The 22754-nt window shown below is 69.7% G+C and carries 19 protein-coding genes and 1 pseudogene; 14 read left to right on the top strand and 6 right to left on the bottom strand.

The window, feature by feature from the left end:
* Nucleotides 1-45: 45 nt before the first annotated feature.
* Nucleotides 46-345 (bottom strand): annotated as a pseudogene (locus B5F84_RS09790) (NlpC/P60 family protein); the annotation flags it as partial.
* Between the two features lie 616 nt (nt 346-961).
* On the opposite strand from B5F84_RS09790, the gene B5F84_RS07135 reads away from it, so the two are divergent.
* Nucleotides 962-1159, top strand: a complete 198-nt coding sequence (locus B5F84_RS07135) for a hypothetical protein (RefSeq protein WP_087322246.1) — start codon at nt 962-964, stop codon at nt 1157-1159.
* Between the two features lie 126 nt (nt 1160-1285).
* On the top strand, nt 1286-2206 hold the full coding sequence (locus tag B5F84_RS07130) for a linear amide C-N hydrolase (RefSeq protein WP_087322244.1): 921 nt from the start codon (nt 1286-1288) through the stop codon (nt 2204-2206).
* 45 nt (nt 2207-2251) lie between these two features.
* Here B5F84_RS07130 and B5F84_RS07125 read toward each other — a convergent pair whose 3' ends face one another.
* The gene (locus B5F84_RS07125) at nt 2252-2818 is read right to left on the bottom strand and encodes a GNAT family N-acetyltransferase (protein ID WP_087322242.1); all 567 of its coding nucleotides are present in this window, start codon (nt 2816-2818) and stop codon (nt 2252-2254) included.
* Between the two features lie 171 nt (nt 2819-2989).
* Here B5F84_RS07125 and B5F84_RS07120 point away from each other — a divergent pair, with 171 nt between their 5' ends.
* Together B5F84_RS07120 and B5F84_RS07115 are read left to right on the top strand one after the other, a co-directional pair.
* Nucleotides 2990-3313 carry a metal-sensing transcriptional repressor gene (locus B5F84_RS07120; protein ID WP_087322240.1) on the top strand — a complete coding sequence of 108 codons (324 nt, stop codon included), beginning with the start codon at nt 2990-2992 and terminating at the stop codon, nt 3311-3313.
* A 72-nt stretch (nt 3314-3385) separates the two neighbouring features.
* Nucleotides 3386-5971, top strand: coding sequence for a heavy metal translocating P-type ATPase (locus B5F84_RS07115; RefSeq protein WP_087322238.1), 2586 nt, complete (start codon nt 3386-3388; stop codon nt 5969-5971).
* Between the two features lie 262 nt (nt 5972-6233).
* On the opposite strand, the gene B5F84_RS07110 is transcribed toward B5F84_RS07115, so the two are convergent.
* Nucleotides 6234-6875 (bottom strand): TetR family transcriptional regulator, encoded by a 642-nt coding sequence (locus B5F84_RS07110; RefSeq protein ID WP_087322236.1) that lies wholly within the window; start codon nt 6873-6875, stop codon nt 6234-6236.
* Between the two features lie 182 nt (nt 6876-7057).
* On the opposite strand from B5F84_RS07110, the gene B5F84_RS07105 reads away from it, so the two are divergent.
* Together B5F84_RS07105 and B5F84_RS07100 are read left to right on the top strand one after the other, a co-directional pair.
* Nucleotides 7058-7627 carry a flavin reductase family protein gene (locus tag B5F84_RS07105; protein ID WP_087322234.1) on the top strand — a complete coding sequence of 190 codons (570 nt, stop codon included), beginning with the start codon at nt 7058-7060 and terminating at the stop codon, nt 7625-7627.
* 64 nt (nt 7628-7691) lie between these two features.
* A complete protein-coding gene (locus tag B5F84_RS07100; RefSeq protein WP_158094509.1) occupies nt 7692-9065 on the top strand; it encodes a cyclophilin-like fold protein in 1374 nt (457 codons plus the stop codon).
* Here the strand turns inward: B5F84_RS07100 and B5F84_RS07095 are convergent.
* On the bottom strand, nt 9062-10042 hold the full coding sequence (locus B5F84_RS07095) for an IS481 family transposase (protein WP_087322231.1): 981 nt from the start codon (nt 10040-10042) through the stop codon (nt 9062-9064). The two genes, B5F84_RS07100 and B5F84_RS07095, sit on opposite strands and share 4 nt — an antisense overlap.
* Before the next feature lie 217 nt (nt 10043-10259).
* On the opposite strand from B5F84_RS07095, the gene B5F84_RS07090 reads away from it, so the two are divergent.
* The 3 genes from B5F84_RS07090 (at nt 10260) to B5F84_RS07080 (ending at nt 16446) form a co-directional block, all read left to right on the top strand.
* The gene (locus tag B5F84_RS07090) at nt 10260-13994 is read left to right on the top strand and encodes a phosphoribosylformylglycinamidine synthase (RefSeq protein WP_087322229.1); all 3735 of its coding nucleotides are present in this window, start codon (nt 10260-10262) and stop codon (nt 13992-13994) included.
* A 132-nt stretch (nt 13995-14126) separates the two neighbouring features.
* Nucleotides 14127-15092 carry a DMT family transporter gene (locus B5F84_RS07085; RefSeq protein WP_239378305.1) on the top strand — a complete coding sequence of 322 codons (966 nt, stop codon included), beginning with the start codon at nt 14127-14129 and terminating at the stop codon, nt 15090-15092.
* Between the two features lie 91 nt (nt 15093-15183).
* On the top strand, nt 15184-16446 hold the full coding sequence (locus B5F84_RS07080; protein WP_087322226.1) for a serpin family protein: 1263 nt from the start codon (nt 15184-15186) through the stop codon (nt 16444-16446).
* A 138-nt stretch (nt 16447-16584) separates the two neighbouring features.
* On the opposite strand, the gene B5F84_RS09585 is transcribed toward B5F84_RS07080, so the two are convergent.
* Nucleotides 16585-16758, bottom strand: a complete 174-nt coding sequence (locus B5F84_RS09585) for a hypothetical protein (protein ID WP_158094508.1) — start codon at nt 16756-16758, stop codon at nt 16585-16587.
* An 81-nt stretch (nt 16759-16839) separates the two neighbouring features.
* Here B5F84_RS09585 and B5F84_RS07075 point away from each other — a divergent pair, with 81 nt between their 5' ends.
* Nucleotides 16840-17337, top strand: a complete 498-nt coding sequence (locus B5F84_RS07075; RefSeq protein ID WP_204205528.1) for an RNA polymerase sigma factor — start codon at nt 16840-16842, stop codon at nt 17335-17337.
* Nucleotides 17274-18083, top strand: coding sequence for a hypothetical protein (locus B5F84_RS09580; RefSeq protein WP_087322224.1), 810 nt, complete (start codon nt 17274-17276; stop codon nt 18081-18083). The genes B5F84_RS07075 and B5F84_RS09580 overlap by 64 nt, the downstream gene beginning before the upstream one ends.
* Nucleotides 18084-18162: 79 nt before the next feature.
* On the opposite strand, the gene B5F84_RS07065 is transcribed toward B5F84_RS09580, so the two are convergent.
* Nucleotides 18163-19341, bottom strand: coding sequence for a malic enzyme-like NAD(P)-binding protein (locus B5F84_RS07065; RefSeq protein WP_087322222.1), 1179 nt, complete (start codon nt 19339-19341; stop codon nt 18163-18165).
* A gap of 270 nt (nt 19342-19611) precedes the next feature.
* Between B5F84_RS07065 and galE the strand changes: the two genes are divergently transcribed.
* The 3 genes from galE to B5F84_RS07050 are packed head-to-tail and all read left to right on the top strand — an operon-like array spanning nt 19612 to nt 22676.
* Nucleotides 19612-20667, top strand: coding sequence for a UDP-glucose 4-epimerase GalE (gene galE / locus B5F84_RS07060; RefSeq protein ID WP_087322221.1), 1056 nt, complete (start codon nt 19612-19614; stop codon nt 20665-20667).
* An 11-nt stretch (nt 20668-20678) separates the two neighbouring features.
* On the top strand, nt 20679-21719 hold the full coding sequence (locus tag B5F84_RS07055) for a polyprenyl synthetase family protein (RefSeq protein ID WP_087322219.1): 1041 nt from the start codon (nt 20679-20681) through the stop codon (nt 21717-21719).
* 36 nt (nt 21720-21755) lie between these two features.
* Complete coding sequence (locus tag B5F84_RS07050) at nt 21756-22676, top strand: peptidoglycan-binding protein (protein ID WP_087322217.1); 921 nt, start codon at nt 21756-21758, stop codon at nt 22674-22676.
* The last annotated feature ends 78 nt before the right edge of the window (nt 22677-22754 follow it).

Raw genomic sequence — 22754 nt, 5'->3', positions numbered from 1 at the left:
AAAGGGCTTGTGGCACGTGCCGTAGAACTCCGACCATGCATGGTAGATCGTCTGGTTCTCGCCGGCGATGGCGCAGTGGACCGTCGCGCCGCTTGCGTTGTAGAGGATGATGACGTCGCCCGGTCGGACGACGCCTGAGGCGCAGCCTGCGGCGTAGTCTCCCGCCGAGGTGCCGTGCAGCACCCAGCCGTCCCGAACGGCCGCCTTGATCGCATCCGTCCCGCAGGAGGCCGGCGAGCCTCCGGGCCACCCGGTGCCGTAGACGTTTGCCATGACCCACCCCACGAAGCCCGAGCAGTCCCAGCCGCTGGGGCTCTTGCCGCCCCAGACGTAGGGCACGCCCATGAGCGCCTCGATCTGCGGCTTTGCTGCCTGCCAGGAGACGCTCGAGACGGCGCGGGCATCCGCGGCCGCCCGTGCCGGCCGGGCCCCGAGCCCCTGTGACAGGACCGCGAGCACCATGATCGCTGCGAGCACGACTCGCGCCGCCCGTCGCCTTGCCCTTCTCAGCCTCCTCATGCGCGCCTCCTCGCTCCGCGTCCCTCCCTGCCTCGCCCGTTCGTGCGCGCTCCCGGGGCCTTGCCCGCGGGGATGTGCCGTGTCTGTCTCATGGCCGCTCCTCTCGCTCGATCCGACATGGGGGAAGGAGCGTATCAGCGGCTGCCGAGGCGTTGTCTCTCGGCTGGCTGCCCGCCCACTGACGGGGCCGGTCACAGGCGGTGGGCGCCCGCGTGCGGCGGGCGAGGTTTCGGTGGGCGGCGGACGTGCGCCCGTGAGCGGCGGACGCGTGCCCATGCGCTGGCGGGCTCGTTGACCTTTGGTGCGCGTCCCGCTCTTTTCCCTGCTCAGAGCTACCGGAAGCCTGACGTGGCGCTTGCGACGCCCTGTTCGTTCGCTTACGGGGCGCTTACACGGCCGGCCTACGCTCGGGCTGAAGAGGAGACGACGGAGGGAGCGCGCCATGCCCGGAACGTATTCGCCGCTAGGGGAGGCCTCGTACCTGAGGAGGCTCGGTGCGCTCTGCGCGACGCTCTGTGGGGGATGCGTCGTCGTGTCCCTCCCGCTCGTCGTGCTTGCCCCCGCCACCGACGTTGTCCCTGCGCTCCTGATGGGTGCGGTGATGTTTGGGGCGGGGGTTCTTCTCGCCCGGCGCCCTTAGGATCGCGGGCGGGGCCAGCGCCGTTTCAGCATGATGGCGATGGGGTGGGCCGGGGGACCCCTCGCGTGCGCGTGGGTACCATCACCTGAAAGGGCCCGAGGCGGGCCCATGGCGAGGGGAGGGCCCATGTGCACGGCGGTCAGGTTCACGGACGACAAGGGCGGCATGTTCTTTGGCCGCAACCTTGACTGGAGCTTCGGGTACGGCGAGCGGGTGCTCCGCACCCCGGCCGACGCCAACGTCCCCCGTGCCTTCGAGCGGCCCGACGAGCCGGCGCGCGGGCATGCCGTCATTGGCATGGGGATCGTCGAGGAGGGCGTGCCGCTCTACTTTGACTGCGGCAACGACGCCGGTCTCGCCGTCGCCGGGCTCAACTTCCCCCAGAGCGCGCGCTACGCCCAGGCCCCCGTGGAGGGCACCGTCAACGTGGCGGCCTACGAGCTGCCGTACTGGATCGCGCGCAACTTCTCGAGCGTCGCGGAGGCTCGCGCCGCCCTGGCGCGGGTCACCGTGGTCGCGCGGCCGGTGAGCGGGCGCCTTCCTGTGGCGAGCCTTCACTGGATCGTCGCCGACGCCACGGGCTCCATCGTGGTCGAGTGCCTGGAGCGGGGCCTCACCGTCTGGGAGGACGACGTCGACGCGCTCGCCAACGAGCCCGAGTTTGGCTGGCATCGCCAGAACCTCAGGAACTACCTGCTGCTGGGGACGGAGGAGCCGGCGACGGCCTCGTGGGGCTCGGCGAGCCTTGCGCCCTTTGGGTCGGGCGCGGGGATGCGCGGGATGCCGGGCGACTACTGCTCGCCTGCACGCCTTGCGAAGGCCGCCTTCGTGAACGCCCACTACCCGGCGCAGAGCGGGGAGCGCGACAACGTCACGCGCCTCTTCAGGACGCTTGGGTCGGTGGCCGTGCCGATGGGGTGCGCCCAGGAGGCCGACGGCTCGTGGGAGCGCACGCTCTATACGAGCGGGTTCTCGGCCGCCACGCTCACGTACTACCACGCCACCTACGAGGACCCGCAGATCAGGGCCTATCCGCTCGCGGGGTAGGGACGCGCGCGGGAAGTGGCGGGCGGGGCGCGGGGCCGTGTCGGGCTAGCGCCGGCCGTCGGCCTCCCGGCTCTCCCACTCGGCGCGCGTAAGGCGGGTCACGTGCTCGCTCGTGGTCCCGAACGATGAGCTCCCCGGCGCCACGTCGACCACGTGGTGCGGGATGAGCCCGGCCTTCTCCTGCACGCGGCGGCTCTGCTCGTTGCCCTCGTAGTAGCCGCACCAGACGGCGTCGAGCCTGAGGTCGCGGAAGGCGTGGGCGACGAGCGCGCCCACGGCCTCGGGCATGTAGCCCCGCCCCCAGAGCGGCCGCCCCAGCCAGTAGCCGATTTCCGCCTCGCGCGCGCCGACGCAGAGCCGTGACGCCGCGCCGATCATGAGGCTCGCGGCCCCGACGGGCTCGTCGGCCGGCTCGGCCCCTCTCACCACGAGGGCGTAGGTCTCCGGCATCGAGAGTATCGTCCGGATGACCTCCCGGCTTTCCTCGACGCTGGCATGTGCCGGCCAGCCTGCCCGCGGGCCGACCTCGGGGTCGCGGGCATAGCGAAAGAGCGCCTCCGCGTCGCTGGCGGTCCAGGGGCGCAGGATGAGCCGAGGGGTCCTGAGCTGCATGGTTTCCTCCCTGCCGGGCACTGGTGCGTAGTGGTGCGTCTGGGCTAGCGTAGCACGGTCGGGCGCTTCTTCGTGGTCTGGGAAACACTGTTTGACACATACCCCCTATGGGTATAGAGTTGGCAGCAGCAAACCCCATGGGGGTATGTGTCCAAGGGAGGTCGCATTTTCGTGGAGACAGAGTTTGACGGGACGGCGGCCTGCCCGCGGTGCGGCGCGCACAAGCACACGCCTCGCTCTCCCGAGCTCAAGGCAAGCGTGACGCGCCGGATCAACCGCGCGGTGGGGCAGCTGAACGGCATCCGGCAGATGGTGGAGGAGGACCGATACTGCGGCGACGTCCTCACGCAGCTCGCCGCCGTGGAGTCGGCCGTGAAGGCCATCTCGCGCGAGGTCATGCGCGATCACCTGGAGACCTGCGTGGTCGAGCGCGTCCGCGCCGGTGACGAGGAGGTCATCGACGAGGTCATGGGCCTCTTCAAGAAGTTCATGTGATGTGTGCAAAGGGGACAGTCACTTTTGCACGCGTGCAAAAGTGACTGTCCCCTTTGCACGGTAGGAGGTGGGATGAGAGAGACGTTTGACATCACGGGCATGACCTGCGCGGCGTGCTCGAGCCGGGTGCAGAAGGCGGCGGGCGAGGTGGCGGGCGTCACCTGCGCCAACGTGAACCTGCTCAAGAACTCGATGGAGCTCGACTACGACGGCTCGCCCGAGACGGCGGCCGCGGTGGTGGCGGCCATCGAGGAGTCCGGCTACGGGGCCACCCGGCGCGCGCGGCCGGGCGAGAGGGGCGCGGCCCCGACGGAGCGCCCCGGCGCGGCCGCCGAGAAGGCCATTCGCGAGAAGCGCGACCAGCTGATAGTCTCAGCGGTCTTCTCGGTGCCGCTCTTCTACGTGGCCATGGGCCCGATGTTCGGCTGGCCGCAGCCGCCCGCGCTCGCGGGCGAGGCCAACCTCATGGCGCTCGGCCTCACGCAGCTCCTGCTGTGTGCGCCGATCCTCTTTGTGAACCGGCACTACTTCATAACGGGCTTCCGCACGCTCTGGCATCGCGCGCCCAACATGGACTCGCTCATCGCGCTGGGCTCGGCCGCCTCGGCCGCCTGGTCGATCGCGCAGCTCTACCGTATGGCGTGGGCCGCGGGTGCGGGTGACGCCGCCGCGCTCCACGCGGCCGCGCACGACCTCTACTTCGACTCGGCCGGCATGATCCTCACCCTCATCACGCTCGGCAAGTTCTTCGAGGCGCGGGCCAAGGGACGCACCACGGACGCCATCGCCGCCCTCATGGACCTCGCGCCCAAGACGGCCACGGTCGTCCGAGACGGCGAGGAGCGCGAGGTCCCCACCGAGGACGTGGCCGTGGGGGAGCGCGTGATCGTGCGCGCCGGCGAGTCGGTACCGGTGGACGGCGTGGTGGTGGAGGGCACGGCCGCCATCGACGAGTCCGCCATCACGGGGGAGAGCGTGCCACGCGAGGTGGCCCCCGGCGACCACGTGACCGGCGCCACGGTCTCCACGCGCGGCTGGCTCGCCCTGGAGGCGCGCGCCGTCGGCGACGACACCACGCTCGCCGGCATCATCCGCCTCGTGGACGAGGCCACGAGCTCCAAGGCCCCCATCGAGCGCATGGCTGACAAGATCGCCGGCGTCTTCGTGCCCGTGGTCATCGCCATCGCCGCGGTGACGTTCGTGGCGTGGCTCGCGCTCGCGGGCAACGTGGCCACGGCGCTCACGCACGCCATCTCGATCCTCGTGATCTCCTGCCCGTGCGCCCTCGGCCTGGCCACGCCCACGGCCATCATGGTGGGCACCGGCCGCGGCGCCGCCAACGGGATTCTCATCAAGTCCGCCGAGGCGCTCGAGACCGCCTGCAACGTGGACGCCGTCGTGCTCGACAAGACGGGCACCGTGACGGCGGGCGCGCCGCGCGTGACGGACGTCCTTCTTGCCCCGGGCGTGTCCGAGGACGAGCTGCTGCGCGTGGCCGCGGCCCTCGAGCGCAGGAGCGAGCACCCGCTGGCGTCCGCCATCTGCGCCTACGCGGACGAGAAGGACCCGGGCGCCGAGCGCAGCGCGCGCGTCGAGGGGTTCGACCAGATCCCGGGCGGCGGCCTTGCGGCGACGGTGGACGGCATGCCCGCGCTCGCCGGAAACGCCCGCCTCATGGAGGGGCGCGGCGTGGGGCTCGGCTCGCTCGCCGACGCGGCCGCGACGCTCGCGGACGACGGCAAGACCCCGCTGTTCTTCTCGCTTGGCGGCCGTGCGCTGGGCATGGTCGCCGTGGCCGACCCCGTGAAGCCCACGAGCGCCTCCGCCATCGCACGGCTCCGCGCGATGGGGGCCCGCACGGTGCTTCTCACCGGCGACCAGGAGCGCACCGCGGCCGCCGTGGCGCGGCAGGTGGGCGTGGACGAGGTCATCGCCGGCGTGCTGCCCGCGCAGAAGGAGGCCAAGGTCCGCGAGCTCCAGGAGGCCGGGCGCACCGTGGCCATGGTGGGCGACGGCATCAACGACGCGCCGGCGCTCGCCCGCGCGGACGTGGGCATTGCCATCGGGGCGGGCACCGACGTGGCCATCTCCTCGGCCGACGTGGTCCTCATGCACTCCGACCCGGCCGACGTGGCCACCTCGATGGAGCTCTCCCGCGCCACGATGAGAAACATCAAGCAGAACCTCTTCTGGGCGCTCTTCTACAACGCGATCTGCATCCCCGTGGCCGCCGGCGCGCTCACGCCCTGGGGCATCACGCTCAACCCGATGATCGGCGCGGCCGCCATGGGCTTCAGCTCCGTCTTCGTGGTGACCAACGCCCTGCGCCTGCGCACCTGGAGGCCGAGCGAGCGCGCGGCGTCCGAGGCAACCCCGGCCACCGAGGTGGCCGTGTCCGTTGAGAGCGTCGCCGGCGCGCCTGCGCCCGCGACCGAGAGAAGGGATGGGACCATGACCAAGACCCTGAACGTCACCGGCATGATGTGCCAGCACTGCGTCGCGCACGTGAAGAAGGCGCTCGAGGGCGTCGACGGCGTGAGCTCCGTGGACGTGAGCCTCGAGGCTGGCACCGCCACCGTCGAGGCCGCTGACTCCGTGGCCGACGACGCCCTCGTGGCCGCCGTCGCCGAGGCGGGCTACGAGGCCGCCGTCGCGTAGCCGCGAGTCACGTGCCGGGCGGGAGGGCCTGGCGAGAAGGATGTCGTAAGAGGGACGTCGTAAGAAGGACTCCCTAAGTAGAACGCCCTCGCCCCTGCCGTTCTTGGGGTGGGGGCGCTCTGCGCTCACTCGCGCTTGGGCCTGGCCCCCGCCGCGTCCAGGTGACGGCATTCGGGCGGACGGGCCTCCCTGGGGGCCCGTCCGCCCGAAATCAGTCACTCGCGGATGTGGGGGTGCGGGGGCAGGCCCCTGGGCCCTGTGGCTACCCCGCGCAGTGCGCGAGGCACATCCCGATGAAGTCGCGCATCTCGGCGCGGAAGTCAACCTGGCGCCGCCCGCGGCCGATCGACTCGAGGGCCTGCGCCACGAGCGGGTTGCGCCAGCACCCGCTCACGAGGCCGACGGCGTGATAGTAGATGGCCATGAGCAGGGGCTCGACGCGCTCGGGGGCGATGGGAAGGATGCGCGGCAGGCGATCGGACATCTCGTCGACCTTGGCATAGTAGCCGCCCTTGAAGTGGGCGAGCCGCTCCACCGTCACGTTGGTCTCGATGATCGTGGTGAGCAGGTCGCCCAGCCGGAAGTACTCCTGGTGGGCGTTGGCGATTCCGGCCCAGACCTCGGCCACGACGTCGGGCGCAAGACCGCAGCCCTCGGGGAGCGCGGCGAGAAGGGCCTGGAAGTAGCTGCCGCACTCGTCCCCGGCGAGGAGCAGGAAGATCTCCTCCTTGGTGGTCACGTACTTGTAGAGGTTGGCGCGCGACCAACCCAGCTCGTCGGCAATCGTGGTGAGCGTGATCTCGTGGTAGGGGCGCTCGGAAAACTGGCGGCGGGCCGCGCCCTTGATCTCCTCGAGGCGCTGCTCCTTCTGCTCGGCGCTGCGCGCCCGTATGAAATCGGCCATGGAACCCTCCGTGTGTCTCCTTCTGCCTAGTATAGCGTCCACCTCGGAAAAGTTCTCTGGGCCCATCTAACCCCTTTACAAGATACGTGACGTCACGTAACCTACGTGAATAGGGGACAGGTTTTTTCTCTCAGAAAAAACGGGACAGGTCTCGACCGAGCCTGCCTGTCGAAAGGAGAGCCATGAAGCGAAACATCGGACCCAAGCCCGCACTCTATCCCATGCCCGTCGTGGTGGTGGGCGCCATGAACGGCGACGAGCCCACCTGGACGCTCGTCGCGCACACGGGCATCCCGAGCCACAGCAAGATCATGGTGAGCCTGGCCGGCGCGCACTTCATCAACGGCTGCATCAAGCAGGCCGGCGTGCTCTCCGTGAACGTGGTGGACGAGTCCTGGCTCGACCGCGCGGACTACTGCGGCAGCGTGAGCGGCGCGCGCCAGTGCAAGGCCGACGTCTTCGCCTGGACCGCGGGCGAGGCCGGCGCCCCGCTCATCGACGACGCCAGGCTCTCCATGGAGTGCCGCGTGGAGGACGTCTACGAGGTCGACCACTTTGAGAACTTCATCTGCTCGGTGGCGGGCACCTACGCGGACGACGCGATTGTGACCGAGGACGGCAAGGTCGACGTGGCGGCGCTCAGTCCCGTGCTCTTTGAGATGCCCACCTACACCTACCTGCGCACGGGCGAGAAGGCTGCGGACTGCCTGAGCTTTGCCAGGGCCCGCAAGGGGAATGCCTCCGCAGACTAGCGCGAGCGGGCGAGAAGGACCTCGAGCCCGCGGTTCTTCTCGCCCCCGCCGAAAGGGGGACGACATGTCCGGACTGACGAGAAGGACGTTCATGGGCGCGCTTGCCGGCGTTGCGGCAACGGCCGCTCTTGCGGGGTGCGAGGCGTCCGCGCCGGATGCGCCCGAGCCCGGGGCTCAGCCTGCGCCCGCTGACAACGCCGCCCTCGAGGCCGCGGCACCGGCGACGGTCTACCTCACGCGCGACATCAGCCCCGCCGGCCTGCGCCGGGCCTTCGACGCCCTGGGCTTCTCGCCCGCGGGCAACGTTGCCGTGAAGCTCTCGACCGGCGAGCCGGGCGGGCACAACTTCCTCTCGCCGGACCTGATCGCGGATCTGGTGCGGGACCTCGACGCCACGATCGTGGAGTGCAACACCGCCTACGGAGGGGCGCGCGGCACCACGGAGAGTCACCTGCGAGCGGCCGCCGATCACGGCTTCACGGCCATCGCGGACGTGGACATCATGGACGCCGACGGCTCGATGAGCCTGCCGGTCACGGGTGGTGCGCACCTTACGGAGGACCTCGTGGGCGCCCATCTGGCGAACTACGACTCCGTGGTCTCGCTCGCGCACTTCAAGGGGCACGCGATGGGCGGCTTTGGCGGGGCCATCAAGAACTGCTCCATCGGCATCGCGGCGCGTGAGGGCAAGATGCTCATTCACAGCGCGGGCACCTCGACTACAGGCTGGGGCAGTCCCGCGCAGGACGACTTCCTCGAGTCCATGGCCGAGGCCGCCAAGGCCGTGAGCGACCACTTCGGCGGCGCGGGCGGCGCGATGGCCTACGTCAACGTGATGAACCGCCTCTCGGTGGACTGCGACTCGCATCCCGCCGAGCCCGAGATGGCCGACATTGGCATCCTGGCCTCGACGGACCCGGTGGCGCTTGACCGCGCGTGCGTGGACCTCGTCTACGCGGCGGCGGACGGCACGGCGCTCGTGGAGCGCATCGAGAGCAGAAACGGCACGCACACGCTGGATTACGCCGAGGCCATGGGCCTGGGCACGCAGACCTACGAGCTGGTGGACCTCGACGAGGCCCCGGAGGAGGAGACCATGACCATCAACGTGACCTGCGCAGGTCAGACGGTGACCTACGAGCTCAACGACAGCGCTGCGGCGCGCGGCCTTGTGGAGCAGCTGCCGCTGACGCTCGAGGTGACGCCCTTCGGCAGCAACGAGCAGACCTTCTACCCGCCCGAGGCGCTTGACTGCTCGGACGCGCCGCTCGCCTCGGGCGGTGCCGGCGTGCTCGCCTACTACGAGCCGTGGGGTGACGTCGTGATGTTCTACGACGACTTCTCCCGCAACGGCAGCCTCTACGAGCTGGGCCACGCGGTGGCGGGCGCGGAGGCGATCGCGGGGATGACGGGAACCGTCGAGGTGACGCGCGCCTAGCTGTTGTGTGCCAATAGGTTGTTTACGCCGACGATGCGCGACATGGGCGGGAGGCCCCCGCACGCGCTGTGCGGACGCTCCCAATTGTAGCGCTCCAGATAGGCGGGCAGGGCGTCGGCCCTGCCCGCCTCGCTCTCCCACGCGCGTCCGTACTGCCACTCCTGCGCCAGCGTCCTGTTCATCCTCTCCACCTTGCCGTTCTGCCAGGGGCTGTAGGGCCTCGTGTACAGGTGGCGGACGCCCCGGGACTCGAGCAGCGCGTTGAAGTCGCGGCTGCGGTAGCCGGGGCCGTTGTCAGTCATCACGCGCTCGACGGGGGCGCCGAGGCCGGCGAAGAAGGAGAGGCAGCGGTCCGCGAACGCCGAGCAGGTCCCCCTCCTCTCGTCGGGGAGCAGCTCCGCGTAGGCGACGCGGGAGAAGTCGTCCACCGCGACGTGCAGGCACGACGAGCCGAGGCCGGAGTGCCCCCCGGAGGGGTCGTTGCCGCGCCCGAGCGCCCTCCAGCCGCCCCCGTCCGGGATGCGGGCTACCTTCTTGACGTCGACGTGCAGGAGCTCGCCGGGGCGCTCCCGCTCGTAGCGCACGGGCGTGACCGGGCCGCGCCGGCGGACCTCCCCGGTCACGCGGTCGACGTCGGCGAGCCTCGGCAGCCCGGAGCGCGCGACGATCCTGGCGCAGGTGCGCGCGGGGACGCCCGTCGCGGCGGCGAGCGCGAGGGGCGCGAGCAGCATGGATCGGCGGGCCTCGAGGACGCGCGCCTCGGCTCCGGGCGGCGTCAGCCTGGCGAGCCTGCGGGGCCTGCTCGGGCGGTCGGACATCGGCTCGCCGCGCCTCGCGCGGGCGAGCCACTTCGAGGCGGTCTGGCGGCTCACGCCCGCCTGCCGCGCCGCCTCGGAGACGCGCATGCCGCCGGCGACCCGGCTGCACAGCAGCTCCCGGCCGCGCGGGGTGAGCCTTGCGTTAGGATGTTGGGACATGGGATGGCCCCCTTTGCCGTAAGCCTAGACAACTCACAGCATGCGGGAGCCATCCCTATTTGTCACCCTCCGGGCGTAAACAACGTCTTGGCACTGAACACCTAGGCGCCGGCCCGGCATTGCGGGAGGGCGGCCCCACCGAACCCCCGCTCAGCCCATTTGCCGTAAAATGGCATGACATGGAAATGGCTCCAGACCACCCAGGAGGTAGCAGCGTATGGTCTCTCGCATCTACGTGGAGAAGAAGCCGGGGTTTGACGGCGAGGCCCGGGCCCTTGAGCGCGAGCTCAGGACCCTCCTTGGCATAGACGCCCTTGCCGGCCTCAGGCTCATCAACCGCTACGACGTCGAGGGAATCTCGGAGGAGCTCTTCGAGACGTGCGTCCCCACGGTCTTCTCGGAGCCGCAGACCGACCGCGCCACCACCTCGATGCCCCGGACCGCGCCGGGCGCCGTCGTCTTTGCCGTGGAGTTCCTGCCCGGCCAGTTTGACCAGCGCGCCGACTCCGCGAGCGAGTGCATCCAGCTCATCTCCCAGGGCGAGCGCCCCATCGTGCGCTCCGCGAAGGTCTACGTGCTCGAGGGGGACCTCTCCGGCGAGGACGTGGCCGCCATCAAGCACTACGTGATCAACCCGGTCGAGGCGCGCGAGGCCTCCCTCGAGGAGCGCGCCACCCTGCGCCAGGACTACCCCGAGCCCGCCGACGTTGAGGTGCTCGACGGCTTCCTCGAGCTCGACGAGGCCGCGCTCAGGGCGTTCATCGACGAGCGCGGGCTCGCCATGGACCTCGCCGACATCCAGTTCTGCCAGCGCTACTTTGCGGGCGAGGGCCGCGTCCCCACGATCACCGAGATCAAGATGATCGACACCTACTGGTCGGACCACTGCCGCCACACCACCTTTGGCACGGCGCTCGAGCACGTCCAGATCGACGACGAGGTGGTCCGCACCGCGTTTGACCGCTACCTCGAGATGCGCCACGAGCTCGGCCGCGACGAGAAGCCCGTCTGCCTTATGGACATGGGCACCATCGGCGCCAAGTGGCTCAAGAAGACCGGCCAGCTCACCGGCCTCGACGAGTCCGAGGAGATCAACGCCTGCACCGTCAAGGTCAAGGTGGACGTCAACGGGCAGGACGAGGACTGGCTCTTCCTCTTCAAGAACGAGACCCACAACCACCCCACCGAGATCGAGCCCTTCGGCGGCGCGGCCACCTGCATCGGCGGCGCCATCCGCGACCCGCTCTCCGGCCGCAGCTACGTCTACCAGGCCATGCGCGTGACCGGCGCGGCCGACCCCACGGTCCCCGTGTCCGAGACCATGGCCGGCAAGCTGCCGCAGCGCAAGCTCGTGACCACCGCCGCCGCCGGTTACTCCAGCTACGGCAACCAGATCGGCCTGGCCACAGGACAGGTCTTTGAGCTCTACCACCCGGGATACGTGGCCAAGCGCATGGAGATCGGCGCCGTCGTGGGCGCCACCCCGGCCTCCCACGTCCGCCGCGAGTGCCCGGCGCCCGGCGACAAGATCGTGCTTCTGGGCGGGCGCACCGGCCGCGACGGCATCGGCGGCGCCACCGGCTCCTCCAAGGCCCACAACGTCGAGTCCCTCGAGAAGGACGGCGCCGAGGTCCAGAAGGGCAACGCGCCCGTCGAGCGCAAGCTCCAGCGGCTCTTCCGCCGCGAGGACGCCTGCCGCCTCATCAAGCGCTGCAACGACTTTGGCGCGGGCGGCGTCTCCGTGGCGATCGGCGAGCTGGCCGACGGCCTGGACATCAACCTCGACCTCGTGCCCAAGAAGTACGAGGGCCTCGACGGCACCGAGCTCGCCATCTCCGAGTCCCAGGAGCGCATGGCCGTGGCGCTGGCGCCCGAGGACGTGGACGAGTTCCTGCGCTACGCGAACGAGGAGAACCTCGAGGCCACGGTCGTCGCAACCGTCACCGCCGAGCCCCGCCTGCGCATGAGCTGGCGCGGCGCCACGATCGTGGACGTGAGCCGCGAGTTCCTGGCCTCCAACGGCGCGCCCAAGTCCACCTCCGTGCGCGTGGAGGCACCCGCCGAGTTTGAGCACGGCTGGGCCGGCGAGACCGTCGCCGAGATGATGCGCTCGCTCGTCACGGACCTCAACGTTGCCTCCAACAAGGGCCTCTCGGAGCGCTTTGACTCCACCATCGGCGCCGCCACCGTGCTCATGCCGTTCGGTGGCCGCACGCAGCTCACACCGAGCATGGCCATGGTCGCCAAGCTCCCCGTGGACGGCGAGACCACCACGTGCTCCGGCATGGCCTGGGGCTTCAACCCCTACCTCATGAGCGCCAACCAGTTCACGGGCGCCTACCTCTCCGTGGTGGAGTCCGTGAGCCGCATGGTGGCCGCCGGCTTTGAGCACAAGAACCTCTACCTCACGTTCCAGGAGTACTTCGAGAAGCTCCGCGACGACCCGCGCCGCTGGGGCAAGCCCATGGCCGCCCTGCTCGGCGCCCTCATGGCCCAGGTCGACCTGGGGATCGGCTCGATCGGCGGCAAGGACTCCATGTCCGGCAGCTTCGAGGACCTCGACGTGCCGCCCACCCTGGTCTCGTTTGCGACCGGCCTCGGCCACGTCGACCGCGTGACCTCCCCCGAGTTCAAGGGCGCCGGCCACCGCGTGGTGGTGATCGTCCCGCGCTACGCCGACGACGGCCTGGCCCCGGAGGCCGACGACCTTCTCGCCACCTACGCCCTCGTCGAGGGCATCGTCTCCCGCGGGGAGGCGCTCGCCGTGTCCACCCCGGGCTACGGCGGGGCGGCCGAGGCCCTCTTCAAGATGTGCGTGGGCAACCGGATCGGCCTCGAAATCGCGCCGGCCTTTGGCGCCGAGGCGCTCTTCTGCCCGTCCTACGGCAGCTTCATCGTGGAGCTCACCGACGACGCGCAGATGCCCAAGGCCCCGTCCGGCGTGACCGCCTCGCTCCTCGGCACCACGACCAAGGCCTACGAGCTTTCCGTGGCGGGCGAGAAGATCGATCTTGCCGAGCTCCAGGAGGCCTGGGAGGGCGCGCTCGAGTCCGTCTTCCCCTACCGCGCCGAGGGTCCGGCCGTCGAGCCCGTCTCCTTTGACGTGGCCCGGAAGAACGTCTCGCGCGCGACGCCCGCCCTCCACGTGGCGCGCCCGCGCGTCATCATCCCTGTGTTCCCCGGCACCAACTGCGAGTACGACACCGCGCACGCCTTCGAGCGCGCCGGCGCCGCGGCCGACGTCTTCGTGATCAACAACCTCACCCCCGAGGCCGTGGCCGAGAGCACGCACGAGCTCGCGCGACGCATTCGCGAGTCCCAGATCGTCATGATCCCCGGAGGCTTCTCCGGCGGCGACGAGCCCGACGGATCGGCCAAGTTCATCACCGCCTTCTTCCGCGCGCCCGAGGTCACCGAGGCGGTGCGCGAGCTGCTGCAGAAGCGTGACGGCCTCATGCTCGGCATCTGCAACGGCTTCCAGGCGCTCGTGAAGCTGGGCCTCGTGCCCTACGGCGACATCGTCGAGGCCAACGAGGACGCCCCCACGCTCACGTTCAACACCATCGGGCGCCACCAGAGCCGCCTCGTGCGCACGCGCGTGGCGTCCAACCTCTCGCCCTGGCTCTCCAAGTGCGCCGTCGGCGACGTCCACAACATCGCGATCTCCCACGGCGAGGGCCGCTTCGTGGCCTCCCCCGAGACGGTGGACGCGCTCGTGGCCGCCGGCCAGGTGGCCACGCAGTACGTGGGCGAGGACGGCGTGCCGGGCATGGCGCTCGACGTCAACCCCAACGGGTCGGTCCTCGCCATCGAGGGCATCACCTCGCCTGACGGCCGCGTGCTGGGCAAGATGGGCCACACCGAGCGCTCCGGCGCCGGGCTCTACAAGAACGTGCCGGGCAACGCGTACCAGCCGCTCATCGAGGGCGGCGTGGCGTACTTCACGGAGTAGACTCGTACACAAGGGTGGCCGCCCCGGTTTTCACGCAGAGGTGCGCTTCGCGGAACCTCTGCTTAGAAAACCGGGGCGGCCTGTTGCTGGCACGGTATTCGCGCGGCGCAGACGCCGCCTGAGGAGCTGGACGTGACTGCTGAAATCAATAACACGGCCGCAAAGAGAGCGTTTCTTGCCACGACGCCGGGAATGGTGCTGGCGTGCCTGGCCGCCTGCTTTCTGTGGGGGTCGGCGTTCCCGTGCGTGAAGATCGGCTACGAGCTCTTTGGCATCGACGCCGCTGACGTGCCCTCAATCCTGGCCTTTGCGGGGCTGCGGTTCACGATTGCCGGCGCGATGGTGGCGGTTGGCATGAGCCTTGCCACGCGGCGGGCCTTTGTGCCCGAGCGTCGCGACCTGCCCGCCATTGGCGCGCTCTCGCTGGCGCAGACCATCGTGCAGTACGTCCTCTTCTACGTGGGGCTCGCAAACTGCGCGGGCGTCACGAGCTCCATCCTCGAGGCGAGCAACTCGTTTCTGTGCGTGCTCATTGCGGCGCTCGTGTTTCGCTTCGAGCGGCTCACGGGGCGCAAGGTGCTCGGCTGCCTCATCGGCTTTGCGGGCGTCGTGCTCGTCAACGTGACGGGCGAGGGCGGCGGGCTCTCGTTCTCGCTTGCCGGCGAGGGCATGGTGCTGCTCTCCACCGTTGCCGCGGCGGCGTCGAGCAACTTGGCCAAGCTCTTCTCGCGCAGCCACGACCCGGTGCTGCTCTCTGGCTGGCAGTTCCTCTTTGGCGGGCTGGTCATGCTCGCCGTAGGCCTTGCGGCGGGCGGGCACGTGGCGCCGGCCGACCTCGCGAATCCTCTGCCAGCGCTCGCGCTTCTCGCCTACCTGGGGTTTATCTCTGCCGCCGCGTACTCTCTCTGGTCCGCGACGCTTGCCGTGAACCCCGTCTCGCGCGTGGCGGTCTTTGGCTTCATGAACCCGGTCTTTGGCGTGCTGCTCTCCGCCGTCCTTCTCGGCGAGACCAACGTGGTGAGCCCTGCGGTCGCGGTGGCCGCGCTGGTGCTGGTGAGCGTGGGCATTGTCATCGTGAACCGTCCGGAGCGAGCGTAGGCTCGCGTCGAGGGGCGCTCGCCGAAAGGCGGCGCGTTATGCCGCCCGCTGTGGCACACTAGGTCGCAAAGCCGTCCGAGAGGAGGCGCTTATGTGCCGCAGACGCCGCTCGCTCGTTGCCCTTGCCCTCGCTCCGCTTCTGGCGCTTGCGCTGGCGGCCTGCCACCAGGGGACAAGCATCGCCGCAACGGAGCCCACCTCCGGTCGGGCGCTCGCCGAGCAGGGGTCGCTCGAGCTGGCACCCGCCGACCCGGCCGCCTATGACTTCTCGCTTGACCTGCTGCGCGCCTGCGCCGAGGAGGCGCCGAGCGAGAACGCGCTCGTCTCGCCGCTCTCCGTGCTCTATGCGCTCTCGATGGTCGAGAACGGGGCCTCGGGCGAGACGCTGGCCCAGATAGAGGCCGCAACGGGCATGAGCGCGGACACGCTCACCGAGGCGCTTCAGGCGCGTGCGCTGCGCGCCGCGCTCGACGATTCCCCGCTCTCGCTCGCCAACTCGATCTGGCTGCGCGACTCCGACGGGCTGCACGTGAGCGACGGCTACCTTGACGCCTGCGCCGCAAGCCTCGGGGCGCAGGCGTATGCCGCGCCGTTTGACGAGACCACAAAGAACGACATCAACGGCTGGGTGAGCGACCACACCCACGGGATGATTCCGAGCATCGTCGAGGACATCCCCGACGAGGCGCAGCTCTACCTTGTGAACGCCCTTGCGTTCGAGGCGCCGTGGCAAGACCCCTATGACCCTGCGCGTGTTGTGGCGGACACCTTTACCTGCGAGGATGGGACCACGCAAGACATCGACATGATGCTCTCGAGGGAGCAGTCCTACCTTGAGGGCGAACTGGCAACGGGCTTTGTTCGTCCGTACGAGGGCTACGAGTACGGCTTTGTGGGCCTTCTGCCCAACGAGGGCGTCACGGTGAGCGAGCTGCTCGCGAGCCTCGATGGCGCCAGCCTCCAAGCGCTGCTCAGGCCGCGCGGCAACACCGTCGCTGACGTGGGGCTTCCCCAGTTCAGCGTCACCTACGGCAACGAGCTCTCTGAGGAGCTGGCCTCCCTTGGCGTGACGGACGTCTTTGACCCGGAGCGCGCCGACCTCACGCGCCTGGGCACCTCCGACAACGGCCCCCTCTACGCAAGCGCCGTGCTGCACAAGACGTTCATTGACGTCAACGAGGAGGGCACAAGGGCCGCGGCGGCAACGGTCGTTGAGCTGGAGACCGGTGCGACGGCGCCCAGCGAGCCGCCCGAGGTCAAGGAGGTCATCCTCGATCGTCCCTTTGTCTACCTCATTGTTGACTACGCCACGATGACGCCGGTGTTCATCGGCACCGTCATGGGCGTCGAGTAGCCCACTTGCATATGTTGGGTACTTTTTTGGACGCCCCCTGAGTATCGGAACACTTGGGCCCCGAGTTTTCGCAGGTAGAAAAATGGCACAAGAGCGGTCGTACTTCGGGACTCTCCGAAAAAGTACCCAACCTTTGACTCAGCGCCCCGGGCGGCGGTGCGTGAGGTGCCAACCGCCGCAGTATGGGCACTCGTAGACGAAGATCTTGGGCGCGTCCTTGCGCCGCGAGCTCTTCTCCGCCGCCTTTTTAGCGTCGACGCGCGTCTCGTAGCGCTTCTTGCGCCCGCACGCCCTGAACTCCTGATCGTCCACCACACTCCCCCTCGGCACGAACCCGCCCCAAGGGAACATTATGCGACGCTGGCGCATGTAGTTGGCAAGGAGGTGAGGTGCGTGACCGACAAGAGCATCAAGCGCACCGAGAGGTTCATGCGGCACGCAATGGCCGCGCACGGCAACTCGGTCTATCTCGTCGCCCTTGCGCAGGCGCGCTCCGAGGCCGACGCCCAGGACGTGGCCCAGGACGTCTTCTGCCGACTGCTCACGGACGACACCGCGTTCACCAGCGACGAGCACCTGCGCGCCTGGCTCCTGCGCGTGACCGTCAACCGATGCCGCGAGCTCTGGCGCACACCGTGGCGCCGCCGCGTGGAGAGCGCGGATGACGTGGGTCGCAAGCTGCCGGCGCCCGGCACGGGCACCGAGGACGCGGCCCTCGCGGAGCTGCGCGCCGACCCGGTCTGGCAGGCGCTCCAGGTCCTGCCCGAGAAGCTCCGCGCGGTGGCGCTGCTCCACTACGTGGAGGAGTACTCACGAGGCGGACCTTCGTGCGCGCGGGCGCCGTGGCGGCCGGAAGCGTCGCGGCGTTTCTTGGCGCGAGCGCCCTCATGAACCGCCTGGCGGACAAGGAGGGCAACTGGTTCGCGCTCACCGCCTACGCTGAGGGCACAGGCGGGGAGGACAACACGCACCTGGCGCTTGGCCGGCTGTTCAACGGCACGCTCGGCTGGTCGGGTGGGCCCGAGAGCGAGTTTATTATGGTGAACACGGTCCTCGACCTCACGTGCACCGGAGCCAACGTAAGGACGATCACCTACTCGCTCGAAGGCGACAACGTCATCGCCGAGCAGGGGCTCCGCATGGAGAGCGGCCTCGCCTCGAGGCAGGGCATCTGGATCCACTGGCCAGGAGGAAGCGTCCAGAGCTACACGGTCCCCTACGACGAGCAGGTCAGGGCCGACACAACGGGCTCTGACTACCGGGTGTACGCGAACGCCCCGCTCGGGGACGAGATGCGAGGGCTGCTTGCCCAGATGCAGGACCTGCACGACGCGATCAGCACGGGGGACGAGCCGAGCGAGGACCAGCTGGGGCAGATGGCCGAGCTCTCCGACCGGGGAAGCGTCTGCGCGCTCGAAGTGCTTGCGACGGAGCTCGAGAGGGCGACGCTCGTCATGACGGCAGACTTTTCCGACGGCTCCGCCCAGACCAAGCGCTACGCCTTCTCCACTCGCGAGGGCTATGCCCAGATCTATGCCAGCCACCTCGAGGAGATGGCATCGGCCGAGCCCGAGCGGGCCGAGGCGCTCCGCACGAACCCGCCCAGCCTCTTCTGTCTCACCGAGCTCGCCGAGTAGCACGACGCCGCCCCGACGCTCCCCTCTCGGAGGAACGTCGGGGCGGCGGAATGTGCAAAGGTGCCTGTCCCCTTTGCACCTAGATGCGGGCGACGCCGGACTTGCGGGCGGCCTCGGCCACGGCAGCGGCGACGGCGGGCGCCACGCGCTCGTCGAAGGCGCCGGGGATGATGTGGTCGGCGGCGCGGTGCTCGTCGTCCACGAGGCCGGCGATCGCGTAGGCCGCGGCCTCCATCATGTCGTCGTTGATGTCGGACGCGCGCACGTCGAGGGCGCCACGGAAGATGCCCGGGAACGCGAGCACGTTGTTGATCTGGTTGGGGAAGTCGGAGCGGCCCGTGGCGGCCACGGCGGCACCGGCGGCGAGCGCCTCGTCCGGCATGATCTCCGGCACGGGGTTGGCGCAGGCAAAGACGATCGGGTCGGCCGCCATCGTGCGGACCATGTCCTGAGTGAGCACGCCCGGCGCGGACACGCCCACAAAGACGTCGGCGCCGCGCACGGCGTCGGCGAGGCTGCCCTTCACGCCCTCGCGGTTGGTCCACGTGGCGATCTCGGCCTTCTCGGGGTTCAGACCCTCGCGGCCCTCGTAGATGGCGCCCGTGCGGTCGCAGATGATGACGTCCTTCACGCCCATGCGCTGCATGAGCTTGGCGATGGAGATGCCCGCGGCGCCGGCGCCGGAGAAGACCACGCGCACGTCGGCCAGGTCGCGGCCGGTGAGGCGGCACGCGTTGATGAGCGCGGCGCAGGTCACGACGGCGGTGCCGTGCTGGTCGTCATGGAAGACGGGGATGTCGCAGGACTCCTTGAGGCGGCGCTCGATCTCAAAGCAGCGCGGCGCGGAGATGTCCTCGAGGTTGATGCCGCCAAAGGAGCCGGCGATGAGTTCCACGGTGCGCACGATCTCGTCCACGTCCTTGGAGCGCACGCACAGCGGGAACGCGTCCACGTCCGCGAAGGTCTTGAACAGGGCGCACTTGCCCTCCATGACCGGCATGCCCGCCTCGGGGCCGATGTCACCAAGGCCCAGCACCGCGGTGCCGTCCGTGACCACGGCCACCAGGTTGCCGCGACGGGTGTAGGTGTAGGAGTCCTCCACGTTCTCGGAGATCTTGAGGCAGGGCTCGGCGACGCCCGGCGTGTAGGCCACGGCCAGCTCCTCCGGCGTGGTGATCGGCGCGCGGGCGATCACCTCGATCTTGCCCTGCCACTCGCGGTGCTTGTCCAGCGCGTACTGCTTGGCGTCCTCTGCCATGGCTGCTCCCATCTCACGCCGCCGGTCGCGGCCGGCCACGGCCGGCGCCCCAGCGATAAGAACCAACAGCTGCAAGTCTAGCCATTTTGCGACGCCCGGCGCGAGGAGAGCCCCGCATTTCGCCCAACGGCTCCCGCGCGCGGCCCCTTGCCGCAAAATGCCCCGCATCCCCTTGCCGCGCGCCCCCGCAAGCGCCGGCGCACGACGTATACTGAATGGTGGTCGAAATGGTCGGGGCTCCCGGCCGAAGCCTCGGGGAAAGGACCCTCCATGAGCGAGAAGATCGCACCTCAGGACACCTGCGTGCTCGTCACGGGCGGCGCGGGCTTCATCGGCAGCCACACGGTCGTCGAGCTGCTGAGCGGCGGCTACCAGGTCGTCATCGTGGACGACCTCTCCAACGCCTCCGTCAAGGTGCTCGACCGCATCAAGACCATCGTGGGCGACGAGGCCGCGTCCCGCATGACCTTCTACGAGGCCGACGTCAACGACCGCGAGGCCCTCACCAAGATCTTCGACGCCCACCACCCCGACCGCGTGATCCACTTCGCCGGCTTCAAGGCCGTCGGCGAGTCCGTCTCCAAGCCCATCGAGTACTACTCCAACAACATCGGCAACACGCTCACGCTCGTGGACGTCATGCGCGAGCACGGCTGCAAGTCCATCATCTTCTCCAGCTCCGCCACCGTCTACGGCGACCCGGACTCCCTGCCCCTCACCGAGGAGAGCCCCAAGAAGCCGGCCACCAACCCCTACGGCTGGACCAAGTGGATGATCGAGCAGATCCTCACCGACCTCCACACGGCCGACCCCGAGTGGGACGTCGTGCTGCTGCGCTACTTCAACCCCATCGGCGCACACCCCTCGGGCCTCATGGGCGAGGACCCCAAGGGCATCCCCAACAACCTCGTGCCCTACGTCGCGCAGACCGCCATCGGCAAGCGCGAGGCCGTGCACGTCTTTGGCAACGACTACGACACGCCCGACGGCACGGGCGTGCGCGACTACATCCACGTGGTCGACCTGGCCACGGGGCACGTGGCCGCGCTCGCGTGGATGAACGGCAAGACCGGCGTCGAGGTCTTCAACCTGGGAACCGGCAAGGGCACCTCGGTCCTCGAGATCATCAAGGCGTTCTCCGCCGCCTGCGGGCACGAGATCCCCTACGTCATCGAGGCGCGCCGCCCCGGCGACGTCACCGCCAACTACGCCGACTGCTCCAAGGCAAAGAACGAGATGGGCTGGGAGGCCAAGTTCAACATCGAGGACATGTGCCGCGACTCCTGGAACTGGCAGTCCAAGAACCCGAACGGCTACGAGAACTAGGCGAGAAGAACATGGCAGAGCCCTTCGTCGACTACCTGGCCGCGCGCCTGCCGCTCGTCGAGCGTGCGCTCTCTGAGGCCGCGGCGCGCCCGCTCGGCACGGGCGCGCCCGCCGACCTCGAGCGCTACCTCTACGGCCCGCTCGCCCGCTTCACCGCGAGCGGCGGCAAGCGCGTGCGGCCCGTCCTCGCGCTCCTGGGCGCCGAGGCCGTGGGCGGCACGGCCGAGGACGCGCTCTCGTGCGCCGTGGCCGTCGAGCTCTTCCAGAGCGCGGCCCTCGTCCACGACGACATCGCGGACGAGGGCGAGCTTCGGCGCGGAGAGCCCTGCCTCTACCGGACCGAGGGCGTGGGCCTGGCCATCAACGCCGGCGACCTTGCCCTCACGCAGGTCATCGAGGTGGTGCTCTCCGACGAGCGGCTCTCCCCCGAGCGGCGCCTTGCCGCCGCGGGCGAGCTCGTGCGGATGGAGCGTCACACCCTCGAGGGTCAGGCGCTTGACCTGGGGTGGGTCCGCGACGCCCGCTGGGACCTCACCTCGGACGACTACCTCTACATGGTGGAGAGCAAGACGGCCTGGTACTCCGCCGCGGTGCCGCTTCTCGTGGGCGCGCTCGTGGGCGGCGGCTCCACCGAGGCGGCGCGGGGCCTCCGCGAGCTGGGCCTTGCCGCGGGCATCGCCTTCCAGCTCCAGGACGACCTCCTCAACCTGGTCGGCAACGCCGAGGCGCAGGGCAAGGACTTTCGCTCGGACATCACCGAGGGCAAGCGTACGCTCGCCGTCGTGTGGGCGCTCGAGCACCTTGCCGAGAAGGACCGAGACGAGCTCGTGGCCCTTCTCTCCATGCGGACGGCGGATGCGGAGAGGCTCGACCGCGCCGTCGAGCTCATCGAGGCGGGCGGCGGCATCGAGCGGTGCCGTGCGCTCGCGCGCGAGAAGGCCGACGAGGCCAAGGCGGGCGCCCGGGCGCTCGCCGAGCAGGGTCACATCACGGTTGAGGCCCGCGACCTTCTCGTCTCTATGGCAGACTTCTTCGTGGAGCGTGCGGGCTAGGGCCCGCCCCACCCCACTCGCGGTATAGGAGAGGCAATGGAAACCATTCAGGAAGGGGCGGCCGGCGCCGCCGTCGAGGACATCCAGGAGCGCCTGGGCTCGCTCGGCTACCAGATCGACGAGACGGAGCGCGCAAACGGGACCTTCGGCCGCTCCACGGCCACGGCCGTGGCACGCTTCCGCCTTGACCACGGGCTCTCCCTGGGCGAGGCCGTGGACACCGCCACCTGGTCGACCCTTGTCGACGAGTGCTACCAGCTTGGCGACCGCACCCTTTACCTGCGTCTCCCCAACTTCCACGGCAACGACGTCCGCCAGCTCCAGGAGCGCCTCAACATCCTGGGCTTCTCCTGCGGCGAGCCCGACGGCACCTACGGCGTCCACACGGAGGCCGCGGTGAAGCTCTTCCAGGAGAGCATCGGGGTCCTGGCCGACGGCATGGCCTTCCCGGATACCTTTGATGCCATCGAGCGCCTGAAGCACGTCTGGGGCGGCAAGCCCGCGGCGGGCCCCCACCCGCAGGGCGGCATGGGCTTTGCGCGCGCGGCGAGCGTGCTCGAGGACGCCCACATCGCCATCACCGCGGACGACCCCATCTCCCGCAACGTCGCGGGCCGCATCTGGAACCTCGCCCACGCCACCGTGGACGACTGCGCCGTCGAGCTCGTGGACAGTGCCGCGGACGCGAGCCCCGAGACGCGCGCCGTGATCGAGGTCTCGTCCTCCCCCCTGCCCGAGAACGTGGCCTCCGGCGTGGGCAACGTCGTGCTCGACGACTTTGAGACCCTGGCGCTGCGCCTGCGCACCGCGGTCCAGAGCTCCGCCGCCGCTCCGCGGACGGCGCGCATCGAGCTGCCCGTGGGCACCTCCGCCTTCACGATCAGCGACGCGCAGACCTTTGCCGTGATTCTCCTCGACGCCATCTGCGCGGCCTTCGAGAGCCTGGAGCTTGCCTGATGACGTCCCACCAGCAAGCGCCCCGGCGCAGCCTATCCGCAACGTAATCGAGGTGGCGTTTCCATAACAGGCAACCGC

This window comes from Olsenella sp. An290 (assembly GCF_002159535.1).
Lineage (GTDB): Bacteria > Actinomycetota > Coriobacteriia > Coriobacteriales > Atopobiaceae > Thermophilibacter.
This window is presented reverse-complemented; position numbering and strand designations above follow the sequence as displayed.